9 protein-coding genes are annotated in these 12,304 nt (G+C 60.5%); 6 read left to right on the top strand and 3 right to left on the bottom strand.

The window, feature by feature from the left end; genetic code table 11:
- Positions 1-6: 6 nt before the first annotated feature.
- Positions 7-1,752 (bottom strand): sugar phosphorylase, encoded by a 1,746-nt coding sequence (locus R1W00_RS16660; protein ID WP_317263901.1) that lies wholly within the window; start codon positions 1,750-1,752, stop codon positions 7-9.
- Positions 1,753-2,058: 306 nt separating this feature from the next.
- On the opposite strand from R1W00_RS16660, the gene xylB reads away from it, so the two are divergent.
- From xylB to R1W00_RS16645, 3 genes are read left to right on the top strand one after another with little or no spacing between them, the layout of a single operon-like run.
- Positions 2,059-3,510: a xylulokinase gene (gene xylB, locus R1W00_RS16655; RefSeq protein ID WP_317263900.1), complete on the top strand. Its 1,452-nt coding sequence runs from the start codon at positions 2,059-2,061 to the stop codon at positions 3,508-3,510.
- On the top strand, positions 3,507-4,820 hold the full coding sequence (xylA, locus tag R1W00_RS16650) for a xylose isomerase (protein WP_317263899.1): 1,314 nt from the start codon (positions 3,507-3,509) through the stop codon (positions 4,818-4,820). The genes xylB and xylA overlap by 4 nt, the downstream gene beginning before the upstream one ends.
- A gap of 35 nt (positions 4,821-4,855) precedes the next feature.
- Complete coding sequence (locus tag R1W00_RS16645) at positions 4,856-6,139, top strand: cytochrome-c peroxidase (RefSeq protein ID WP_317263898.1); 1,284 nt, start codon at positions 4,856-4,858, stop codon at positions 6,137-6,139.
- Here the strand turns inward: R1W00_RS16645 and R1W00_RS16640 are convergent, their stop codons facing one another.
- Together R1W00_RS16640 and R1W00_RS16635 are read right to left on the bottom strand one after the other, a co-directional pair.
- Entirely contained in the window at positions 6,140-7,612 is a 1,473-nt protein-coding gene (locus R1W00_RS16640) for a CRTAC1 family protein (RefSeq protein WP_317263897.1), read from the bottom strand. It abuts the gene before it with no gap.
- Between the two features lie 40 nt (positions 7,613-7,652).
- On the bottom strand, positions 7,653-8,855 hold the full coding sequence (locus R1W00_RS16635; RefSeq protein WP_317263896.1) for an ROK family transcriptional regulator: 1,203 nt from the start codon (positions 8,853-8,855) through the stop codon (positions 7,653-7,655).
- A 229-nt stretch (positions 8,856-9,084) separates the two neighbouring features.
- Between R1W00_RS16635 and xylF the strand changes: the two genes are divergently transcribed.
- The 3 genes from xylF (at position 9,085) to R1W00_RS16620 (ending at position 12,260) form a co-directional block, all read left to right on the top strand.
- Entirely contained in the window at positions 9,085-10,119 is a 1,035-nt protein-coding gene (gene xylF / locus R1W00_RS16630; RefSeq protein ID WP_317263895.1) for a D-xylose ABC transporter substrate-binding protein, read from the top strand.
- 95 nt (positions 10,120-10,214) lie between these two features.
- A complete protein-coding gene (locus R1W00_RS16625; RefSeq protein ID WP_317263894.1) occupies positions 10,215-11,474 on the top strand; it encodes a sugar ABC transporter permease in 1,260 nt (419 codons plus the stop codon).
- A 21-nt stretch (positions 11,475-11,495) separates the two neighbouring features.
- Positions 11,496-12,260, top strand: coding sequence for an ATP-binding cassette domain-containing protein (locus R1W00_RS16620; protein WP_317263893.1), 765 nt, complete (start codon positions 11,496-11,498; stop codon positions 12,258-12,260).
- The last annotated feature ends 44 nt before the right edge of the window (positions 12,261-12,304 follow it).

Raw genomic sequence — 12,304 nt, 5'->3', positions numbered from 1 at the left:
GTTTTATTACCGACGGTTGGTGATCCAGCGGCATTGATAGGGCCGCATCGGAATATCGGTGCCATTCGCGTGGATCGGCTCTCCGGATAGCAGGTCGATCCAGTCCTCACCGCCGATCAGATTGATCGACATCGGCTTGATCGACAGCTCATCTTTACTGACGTTGTGCAGGGCGAAAATCGACTGGTCGCGGTTAAGGCTCTGCCGCCAAATCCCGAAAATCCGCGGATCAAGATGCAGCGTGAACTGTGTTCCGTTCGGATGGAAAGCCTCTTGGGCACAGCGCACGTCGATGCGGCGCTTCATCTGACGCAAGACCTGCGCGTGGACGGATGACGGATCGTCCAACTGTTCACGCAAGGCCGCGTAATCCCACCGATGCCGGTTGATGGCGCGGTTGACGCCCGTCTTTTCCACGCCCTGTTGATCGTTCGGCGTGCCCAAAAGGGAATGCACATAGATCGCCGGAATCCCTTCAAGCGCCATGGCAATCGTCTGTGAACACAAGAAGCGGTCGACCTGGAATTCGTCCTCGCCCTCAAACGTGCCCTTCATCGCATCGAACCAGGTGATGTTAAGCTCATAAGGCGCTTCGCCACCATCAGGCAGGGCGCGCATCGAAACACGGCCGCCAAAGTCGCGGACCTTTTCGATCACTTGCTCTTTTTCTTCGGGCGGCAAAATGCCCTCTGCGGGGCGCATACCGATGCCATCGTGGCTGGCCGTAAAGTTCAGATAGGCACAGCCCAATTGCGCGGGCGGCATGGTCGCCTGCCAGCGGTGCAAATGCTCGGCGGTGCCACTCATCAAGGCGTGCAGCAACAAGGGCGGCAACGAGAAGTTATAGATCGCGTGCGCCTCGTTGCGGTTACCGAAGTAGGACAGGTTTTCAACGTTGGGAACGTTCGTTTCCGTCAACAAAATGATCGGTTCCACCGCGAAATCGCACAGGACTCGCATCAATTGTACAATTGCGTGGGTTTCCGGCAGGTGGATGCAATTGGTGCCGAGTTCCTTCCAGATAAAGGCGACGGCGTCCAAGCGGATGATCCGCACACCGTGATTGATGTGCAGGCGCATGATGCGGATGAATTCAAGCAGAACCTCAGGGTTCGAGAAATCCACGTCCACCTGATCATGGCTGAACGTGCACCACACATGGCGGGTGCCGTTTGCGGTTTCGACTTCACGCAACAGGGGGCTGGTACGGGGGCGCACGACCTCGGACAGGTCGTCGTTCGGCGAGGCCTCGAAAAAGAACTTATCATAGGGCTCATGCCCCTGCAGGTATCCGTTGAACCATTTCCCCTGACTGGAGACGTGGTTCAGAACCAGATCCGACATCAGCTTGAATTCAGATGCGATGCGTTCGACATCCGCCCAATCCCCAAGGTGCGAATTGACGGCGCGATAATCCGTCACCGCGAACCCATCGTCGGACGTGAACGGAAAGAAGGGCAGAATATGAACAGAGTTCACATAGCTCTTGAGATACCGTTTCAAAAAGTCGTTCAGCAGGTCCAGCGGCTTGTGCGTGCCATCGACAAAACTGTTGCCGTAGGTGATGACCATGACGTCTTTGGACGACCATAGCTTGTTCCCCGGCACGCGGGAGCGCTTGCGCGGATGCATGTCCTCGGGCCAAAAGGCCGCGATCACCTCATGCGCCAGATGATCTTGGTCCAACGCCGGATAGATCTGCTCTAGCAAATCACGCAGCTTCATTTTCAGGTTTGGCGAAATTGTCGTCATTCTTACCCCTCAGCCCCTCTGCGCATGTTTGGACAATTGGAAAGCGGTGGCAAGACCCCCCGTTGCGGTTGTGTGCGAGAGAGGAAAATCGGCGACCCCAACCAGAATCACGCCCATATATTCATCACTCGGGAAACGTGTGGGCCCCGACATTTTAACGACCCTCAGGAATTTTATACCAAAGTTTTGGCGCGGGATTTGCCAGAAAACCCGATGAAACGCCCCAAATCAGCCAGATCACAGGCATTTTAAATTTGACAGAAAAAATAATAAGGCAGATGATAGCGCAAAACTAAGGGAGGACACATGTTTCTCGGTCTTGACCTGGGAACATCAGGCTTGCGCGCCTGTCTGGTCGATTCAGACGGCACCACAATTGCCGCGCACGAAGCACGCTATGATGTTGATCACCCCCATTCGGGGTGGAGCGAACAGAACCCCGATGACTGGGTTTCTGCCTGTGAGACCGTGCTGGACGCGCTGCACGCCGAGGCGCCCAAGGCGATGGCCGCCCTGCGCGGGATCGGCCTGTCGGGACATATGCATGGCGCGACCCTGATCGACGCCGCACAAAAGCCGCTCCGCCCCTGTATCCTGTGGAATGACACCCGCGCCCATCAAGAGGCGCGCGCGCTGGACGCGATCCAAGAGGTGCGCGATCTGTCCGGCAACATCGTGTTCCCGGGGTTCACCGCGCCGAAACTGCTGTGGCTGAAACAGAATGAACCGGACCTGTTTGACAAGGTCGACAAGGTTCTGCTGCCCAAGGACTATCTGCGCCTGTGGCTGACCGGAACCGTGGCTGCCGACATGTCAGATGCCGCCGGAACCTCATGGCTGGACGTTGGAAAGCGTGATTGGTCCGACCGGCTGCTGAGCCTTGGGCAAATGCGCCGCGATCAGATGCCCGATCTGGTTGAGGGGTCAGAGCCCGCCGGCACATTACGCCGTGCACTGGCCAAACGCTGGGGCATTTCCGGCACCGTCACCGTCGTGGGCGGGGGCGGCGACAATGCCGTCGCGGCCTGCGGGATCGGCGCCATGTCCGAAGGTCAGGGGTTTGTTTCCCTTGGTACGTCGGGCGTATTGCTGGCCGCCAAGGACCGCTTTGCCCCCGCGCCGGAAACCGCCGTGCACACGTTTTGTCACGCCATTCCGGACACGTGGTACCAGATGGGTGTGATCCTGTCGGCGACGGACAGTTTGAACTGGCTGACCCGCATCACAGGACAGAGCGCGCGTGATCTGGCGGCCGAGGTGGGCGATGACCTGACCACCCCCGGCGCGGTCGGGTTTGCGCCCTATCTGTCGGGCGAACGCACCCCCCACAACGACAGCCACATTCGTGGCGGGTTCACCGGCATCGGCGTCGACACGACCCGCGCCGATCTGACCCGCGCCGTGATGGAAGGCGTCGCATTCGCCCTGCGCGACAACCTGCATGCGCTGGAGGGCACCGGCACAGATCTGAAAAACGTTCTGGCCATCGGAGGCGGCGCGCAATCGGCCTATTGGGTCGAACTGCTGGCCACCGTTTTGAACCTGCCCATCGACCTGCCCGAGGCGGGCGATTTCGGCGCGGCCCTTGGGGCGGCGCGACTGGCGATGATGGGGGCCGAAGGCGCCTCGGCATCCGACGTCATGACGCCCCCGCCAGTGGCCCGCACCATCACCCCGAACACCGACCTGCGCGGCGCATATGACGATGCCTATGCCCGTTTCCGCGCGCTTTACCCTGCACTTAAGGCCCTAAAATGACCCAATGCTATTTCCAGAACATCCCCGACATCACCTACGAAGGCCCAAACAGCACAAACACCTTTGCCTATCGCCACTATGATCCGTCCGAGGTCGTGATGGGCAAAACCATGGCCGAGCATCTGCGCCTTGCCGTGTGTTATTGGCACAACTTTGTCTGGCCCGGGAACGACCCGTTCGGCGGCCAGACGTTTGAGCGTCCGTGGTTCCCCGCCGACAGCATGGAATTGGCCAAAGCCAAGGCCGACGCCGCCTTTGACATGTTCCGCATTCTGAACGTGCCCTATTTCTGTTTCCATGACGCCGACGTCCGCCCCGAGGGTCAGAGCTTTGCCGAGAACACCCGCAATCTGAACGAGATCGCGGATTACTTTGCGGACAAGATGGAAGAGACCGGCACGAAACTGCTCTGGGGGACGGCCAACCTGTTTTCGCACCGCCGCTATATGGGCGGCGCGGCCAGCAACCCCGATCCCGATGTGTTCGCCTTTGGCGCGGCCACGGTCAAAACCTGTATGGATGTGACGCATCGCCTGAACGGGGAAAACTATGTCCTCTGGGGCGGTCGTGAGGGGTATGAGACCCTGCTGAACACCGACCTGCGGCATGAGGATCAACAGCTTGGCCGCTTTATGAACATGGTGGTCGAGTACAAGCACAAGATCGGGTTCAAAGGCGCGCTGCTGATCGAACCGAAACCCCAAGAACCGACCAAGCATCAGTACGACTATGACGTCGCGACGGTCTATGGGTTCCTGAAACGCCACGGTCTGGAAAACGAGATCAAGCTGAACCTCGAACAGGGGCACGCGATCCTTGCCGGTCACAGCTTTGAGCACGAAATCGCAATGGCGCAATCGCTGGGCCTATTCGGGTCGATCGACATGAACCGCAACGATTATCAATCGGGCTGGGACACGGATCAGTTCCCCAACAACGTGCCCGAGGTCGCGTTGGCCTATTACTATATCCTGCAGGGCGGCGGGTTCAGCACGGGCGGCACCAACTTCGACGCCAAACTGCGCCGCCAGTCGATTGATCCCGAGGACCTGATCCTTGCCCATGCCGGCGCCATCGACGTCTGCGCGCGCGGGTTCAAGGCCGCCGCCAAGATGATCGAGGACGGCACGATGGCCGATTTCGTCACCGACCGCTATGCGGGCTGGCAGGGCGAAACGGCCGCGAAAATGCTGAACGGTGAAATGGATCTGGACCAGATCGCCCAGATGGTCGAAACGACCGACCTGCGCCCCGAACCCAAATCGGGCAAGCAGGAATATCTGGAAAACGTCATCAACCGGTTCGTCTGATCATGCGGGCGCGTGGCATCCTGTTTGGGGGCGTGATGGCGGTAGCGGGGGCGATGGCCCTTGCCGAGACACCCCTGCCCCGTGCGGATGCCACGTTCCGCCCCACCGATCCGGTTGAGGTGGCGTTGGGACAGCTCCTGTTCTACGATCCGATCCTGTCGGGCAACAAAACCGTGTCCTGCGCCACCTGCCACCATCCAAAATTTGCGACGTCCGATGGGGTGTCTTTGGGCGTTGGGGATGGCGGCATTGGCCTTGGGCCCGAACGCCGTTCAGACCCTGAAAATCCACCCGAACAACGTATCCCCCGCCATTCCCCCGCCCTGTTCAATCTGGGCGCGACGGAATTCACGCGGTTCTTTCATGACGGGCGGCTAGAGGACGATCCAAACGCCCCGAACGGCATCCGCACCCCCCTTGGCGCGGATATGGTCGTGGGGTTTGACAACGCCCTTGCCGCACAGACCATGTTCCCCGCTTTGTCACCTGATGAGATGGCCGGGCATTATTCGGAAAACGACGTATCCACCGCCGTGCGGCGCGGGATGTTGGCCCAACCGGGTGGCGCGTGGGACATCATCGCCGCGCGGGTCGCAGGTATCCCCGACTATCGCGTGCGGTTCGATGCGGTTCTGGGCACAGATGCGCCGATCACATTTGCCGACATATCAAACGCTTTGGCGGCCTTTATCGCGTTTGAATGGCGCGCGGACAACAGCCGCTTTGACCAATACCTGCGGGGCGAAAAGAACCTCACCGCGATCGAGATGACCGGCATGGACTTGTTCTATGGCCCCGCGCAATGTGGCACCTGTCACGCGGGACAATTCCAGACGGATCACGATTTTCACGCCATTGCTATGCCCCAGATCGGACCGGGCAAAAGCGCCCGATTTGAACGCCACGCCCGCGACACCGGACGCCTGCGGGTGACGGGTGATCCGGCGGATGCCTTTGCGTTTCGCACACCGTCCCTGCGCAATGTGACGCGCACCGCCCCCTATGGGCACAGCGGCGCGTTTCCCGATTTGGATAGCGTGATCCGGCATCATCTGAACGCCGTTCAATCTCTCCAATCCTATGATATCTCCGCCGCAACCCTGCCGACTATTGACGTCGCACCGGACGACCGGATTTTGCAGGATGCGGATGAGGTGGCGACGATTGCCGCCGCAAACACATTGCCGCCGATGGACCTAAGCGACGCTGATATCGCGGCCATCATCGCCTTTCTCGGAACGTTTGAGGACCCGCAGAGCCTCACAGGTCGCCTCGGCATTCCTGACAGCGTGCCCAGCCACCTGCCCATCGACCGCTGATCACCGGCGCAGCGTAATCACCCGATCCGCCGCGACATCGGTCCAGTCCTGAACCTCCCCGTCCGGCCAGATCACGCGCAGATCAACGCGCCCCGCATCGCCCAGACCAAAGTGCGCGGGCCCCGCAACGTCGCCGCCATGACCGCCGCCAATCGTGATCTCACGCGCATAGGTGCGCCCGTTCGCCGTCACCTCAATCCACGCGCCAACGGCACGGCGATTGACGGCCTCTTGGCGCAGATCGACGGCAATCCAATGCCCCATGTCCGGCGTGATGTTCTGATAAATCTCCATCGGCGCGCGACGGTTCACCACCACCAGATCCAGCGCCCCGTCGCCATTAAGATCGGCCAACGCCGCCCCGCGCGCCCGCGCCATCGATCCGATCCCCGCCATGCCGCCGAATTCGGAAAACGTGCCGTCGTCTTTTTGAATCAAAAGGTTATTGGGATCATCCATCGCACTGTCGGGCATCATTTCGACATTGCCCTTGGCGATGAACACATCATCGCGCCCGTCGTTTTGCACATCCCCGAATGCGATATGCCAGCCGGTTGAGGGCCGCCCGTCCCCGCCCGCATAGGGGCGATGCGCGGTCACGCCGAGCGAAAACGGCGCATCGACATAGGCGGGCCCGTCACGCGTCAGATCGCGCATTTGCAACCGCTGATCCCCCATGGAACTGAGGAACACTTCGGGCAAGCCGTCACCGGTGATGTCGCGGCTGGCGATACCCATGCCCCACAGTTCATGCTTGGCCCAGCCCTCATCCGCCGTAAAAAGACGGGGCTCGCCGTCCATGCGCCACATCTGCTCGGCCCCGCCACGCACGTAATAGTGGCGGTCGTTCGAGACCCGCAAATCGGCGCGGCCGGTCCGGTTCCAGTCGGAAAACAGGATAGACAGCGCACAGTATCCGGGAGTCAGAACCATCGGCGCAGGGTAGTGATCCCCATCAGGCCGATAGAGGGTATTATCATCGCAGGCCTCGAACGGGCCATTCGGATCACTGCGGTCAACGTAATTCCCGACGGCCAGTGTCGGCAGGGCTTGGCCCGCCTCCCACGTTGCAGAAAACGCCGTGCTCCACCGATCATCCGACGTCAAACCAAGACCCGAAAAAGGCACAAACGTGCAATCCCCCTGCCCACGCAGGAACCGGTTTTCCCCGACGCGCAGCACCGCCAGATCGAGGATATCGTCGTTGTCGATATCGACCGGATAGACACCGGTGACGCCGTTGATTTCGGGGAAATCGGCGGATTGAACAAAGTTCAAATCGCCCCCGGCCTCACCGCGATTAAGCAGCAGAGCCATCGGGTTCTCACCCCCCGCCGCAACGATCTCGGGTCGTGCATCGCCGTTGCAATCGAACACCGAAACGCCGCCACCGACAAAGTGCTCCCACCCGCCGTCGTAGGTGTGAGTGATGCCCAAGTCGGGCGCACGATTAACGAAAAGCGGATCGCCCATCGCCGCACCCGCCATTGCCAACCACGTCGCAAAAACCGCGCTAGGCCGCATGGCCGGCAATCTGTTGCATTGCGATTTCGGCAACCCCATCAATGGCATAGGCCGCCGCGCCCATCGCCCACATCAGGTCGCCCCATTTGTGGATGCGCACCTCGGGCGGATCGGCATCGATCTGAACAATGGATTTCCGGATACTGTCCAGAACCTCGTCGGCATAGAGGTAATCAAACTGCATCCGCTCACCCGACAGGATGATCAACTGCGGGTCAAAAATGTTGACGATGTTGGCCAAGCCCATGGCGAACATGCGCCCCGCGCGCTCAAATATCATCTGGGCGGTCTGATCACCGCCGCGCGCGGCCTCAACCAGCGACTGAAGCTTTTCCTGCGCGGTAGCCTGATCGTTGAAATCCGTTGTCGTTGCGGCCTCACGCAGAAGGGCATAGTCGGCGACATAGGCCTCTAGGCATCCGCGCTGACCACAACGACACAGCGCGCCGTCGAGCTGCACCTTGGTGTGGCCGAATTCCGCGCCACAGCCACGCGCCCCACGGTAAAGCTCGCCGTTGATCACAATGCCCATGCCGACGCCGCTCTCGATGGTCAGAACGATGAAGTCGCTGACCCCGCGCCCTTGACCAAAGAACATCTCGGCCATGGCGACAAGGTTCGCGTCGTTGTCGACGAACACCGGCACACCCAGATGGGATTGCAGCATATCACGCAGGGGGACGTTGCGCTCTTTCAAACCGGGGGACCAGTAGACGACGCCGTTGTTCGCATCGACCGTGCCCGACACCCCAAGACCAACGCCCGCCAAATCGGATCGTTTTAGCCCACCCTGTTCCGCCGCCTGATCAAGGGCCAGCGCGAACAGCGGGCCGAGTTCCTCGGCGCTGTGGCGCACACGGCTGAGACGCATGTGGCTCTCGGAGACCAACTCGCCCTCAAAATCCAGAACGGCCACAGTCAAAGTATCATAGGCCAGCTTCATCCCCGCCACGTATCGGGCGGGGCCCCGCACCTTGAGATCCACGCGCGGGCGTCCGCGGCGCAGGTCGCCCTCGGTGTTGGGACCGGTTTCCTCAATCAGACCTTCACGGATCAGTTCGGCGGTGATGGAGGTGACTGTCGCGGCACTGATGTTCGTGATCCGCGCCAAATCCACACGGGCAATGCGCCCCGCCTTGCGGATTGCCGAAAACACCAAACGCCGCCCCGCGTCGCGCTGATCTGTCACCATGGCCTGTCCTCCCCTAGAACATCTCTGTAGCAGAAATATATTTCACACCCCAAACGAAAAACCGCATCAGGACATGAATTACCCCGTATAGCCCGCCATACTTCCCGTCGCAGGACGATTTTCCTGACGGAAATTGAAATTTTAAATTGGAAACTCGAATTATAAATGTTAGCGTCCTAACATTCGCTCGAATCCACGCGATTTGAATATGCGATAATGGGAGGAAGACATGCAAAAACTTAAACACACCGCGGCCGTTGCCGCGATGCTTTCGGCCTTTGCCGGTTCGGCTTGGGCAGAAGACCTGATCGTCGGCGTAAGCTGGTCGAACTTTCAGGAAGAGCGCTGGAAGACCGATGAGGCCGCGATCAAGGCCGCACTGGAAGCTGCTGGCGCTGAATATATCTCGGCCGACGCCCAGAGCTCGTCCGCGAAACAGCTGTCCGATATCGAGAGCCTGATCGCCCGTGGCGCTGACGCCCTGATCATTCTGGCACAAGATGCTTCGGCTGTTGGTCCGGCGATGGACGCCGCCAGCGACGAGGGCATTCCTGTCGTGGCCTATGACCGCCTGATCGAAGACAGCCGCGCCTATTACCTGACCTTTGACAACGTCGAGGTTGGCCGGATGCAGGCCCGCGCCGTGCTTGAGGCCCAGCCTAGCGGCAACTACGTCATGATCAAAGGCTCGCCCACCGACCCGAATGCAGACTTCCTGCGTGGTGGTCAGCAAGAGGTACTGCAAGCCGCGATCGACGCCGGCGACATCACCATCGTGGGCGAGGCCTACACCGATGGCTGGCTGCCCGCCAATGCCCAGCGCAACATGGAACAGATCCTGACCGCTAACGACAACAACGTCGACGCGGTTGTGGCCTCGAACGACGGCACCGCCGGTGGTGTTGTGGCCGCTCTGACCGCGCAAGGCATGGAAGGTATCCCGGTCTCCGGTCAGGATGGCGATCACGCCGCGCTGAACCGCGTTGCCTTGGGCACGCAAACCGTGTCGGTCTGGAAAGATGCGCGTGATCTGGGCATGGCCGCAGGCGAAATCGCGGTGGAACTGGCCGGTGGCGCCAAGATGTCCAGCATCAGCGGCACCGTCAACTGGATGAGCCCGGGCGGCACCAACATGAGCGCCTCGTTCCTGTCGCCCGTTCCGGTGACCCGCGACAACCTTGGTGACGTTGTCACCGCCGGTTGGATCGAAAAAGACGCCCTGTGTCAGGGTGTTCCCGCAGGTGCCGTCGCCGCGTGTGACTAAGCACTAATTCGGACCGCCGCGCCCGTCACAGAACGGCGCGCGGCGGTCCTTTTTATTTCAAACTCCTTACATCGAATAACAAAGGGGGCGTGTCGATGCGTCGGCTAAGGTCTATTGTAGAAACGCTAGAGATCGATCTGCGACTGATCGGTATGATCGCCGCACTTGGCGTGATCTGGCTGGTGTTCGACCTGTTCACGGGCGGGTTGTACATCACGCCCCGCAACCTGTTTAACCTGACAGTGCAGACCGCGTCGGTGGCCGTGATGGCCACGGGCATGGTGTTCATCATCGTCACCCGCCATATCGACCTGTCGGTTGGCTCGCTCCTCGGGTTTATCGGGATGAGCATGGGCCTCTTGCAGGCGCAAGTCCTGCCCGAGGTTCTGGGCTATGGCCATTCGATGACGTGGATCATCACCGTTGCGGCGGGTCTGATCATGGGGGCGCTGATCGGTGCGCTTCAGGGCTGGCTGGTCGGATACCAGATGATCCCCGCGTTTATCGTGACGCTGGGCGGGTTGCTGGCATGGCGCGGGGCCGCGTGGTGGGTCACCGAAGGCCAAACCGTTGCGCCCCTTGATGAGACGTTCAAAATGCTGGGCGGCGCCGGCGGCACCCTTGGTGTCTTCTGGAGCTGGGTCGTCGGCGGTCTGGCGAGTGCTGCGGCGGTTCTGTTGGTGTTCCGGTCGCGTGCCCGCAAGATCGCGCACGGGTTCCGCACCAAGCCCATGTGGGCCGAGGTCGCCCTATCCGGCATCTATGTCGGCACGATCCTTGGCTTTGTTGGCGTGCTGAATGCCTATGAAATTCCGACCCGCCGTGTGGAACGGATGTTCGAGATGCGTGGCGAAACCATGCCAGAGGGCCTGACCCTTGGCTATGGCCTGCCGATTTCGGTTCTGATTGTTCTGGGCGTGACCGTTGCGATGACGGTTCTGGCACGCCGCACCCGTCTGGGTCGCTATATCTTTGCCACGGGCGGCAACCCTGATGCGGCGGAACTGTCGGGGATCAACACCCGCCTGTTGACGGTCAAGGTCTTTGCCCTGATGGGCGCGCTGGTTGGTCTGGGGGCCGTGATCGCATCGGCACGTCTGGGCTCGGCCGCGAACGATCTGGGTACGCTGGATGAGCTGCGCGTAATCGCCGCCGCCGTCATCGGGGGCACCGCCCTGTCGGGTGGGGTTGGCACGATCTATGGCGCGGTTCTGGGCGCATTGATCATGCAGTCGCTGCAATCGGGCATGGCGATGGTGGGCGTGGATGCGCCTCTACAATCCATCGTGGTGGGGGTCGTTCTGGTCTTTGCCGTCTATGTCGACATCATCTATCGCCGCCGCACCGGCAGCTAATTGCGCAAAGGGAGCAGAACTATGACACAGACACCTCTGGTCGAAATGCGCGACATGAACATCCGCTTTGGCGGGAACCATGCGGTGAACAACGTCTCCGTGGACCTGAACCCGGGGGAGGTTGTGGGCCTGCTGGGCCACAACGGTGCGGGTAAATCGACCCTGATCAAGATGCTGTCCGGTGCCTATCGTCCTGACAGCGGTGAGATCCGGATCAACGGGGAGAAGGTGGAAATCCACAATCCCCGCGATGCGCGCGCCCACAATATCGAGACGATCTATCAGACGCTGGCACTTGCCGATAACCTTGACGCGGCCAGCAACCTGTTTCTGGGACGTGAATTGGTTACCGGATCGGGGTTCGTGGATGATGACGCGATGGAAGCCGAGACGCGCAAGATCATGGCGCGTTTGAACCCGAACTTTAAGAATTTTGCCGCGCCGGTCTCGTCCCTATCGGGCGGTCAGCGTCAGTCGGTGGCCATTGCCCGCGCCGTCTATTTCAACGCCAAGATCTTGATCATGGATGAGCCGACCGCCGCATTGGGTCCACACGAGACCCAGATGGTGGCCGATCTGATCCAGCAGCTCAAGGCCGAGGGCTTGGGCATTTTCCTGATCGATCACGATGTGCATCAGGTGATGAAGCTGTGCGACCGAGCCGCCGTGATGAAGAACGGCAAGCTGGTCGGGGTGGTGAACATTGCCGATGTGACCGACGACGATCTGCTGGGGATGATTATTCTGGGCAAGAACCCGATCACCGGCGAGGTTGTGACGGACTAAACACGGGGTGTCGGCCTTGGCGGTGCCAAGGCCGAGCCTGCGGC

This window comes from Rhodovulum sp. FJ3, from assembly GCF_032918305.1.
GTDB lineage: Bacteria > Pseudomonadota > Alphaproteobacteria > Rhodobacterales > Rhodobacteraceae > SAT37.
The sequence above is the reverse complement of the archived record's forward strand: the minus strand, read 5'-3'. Positions and strand labels throughout refer to the sequence as shown.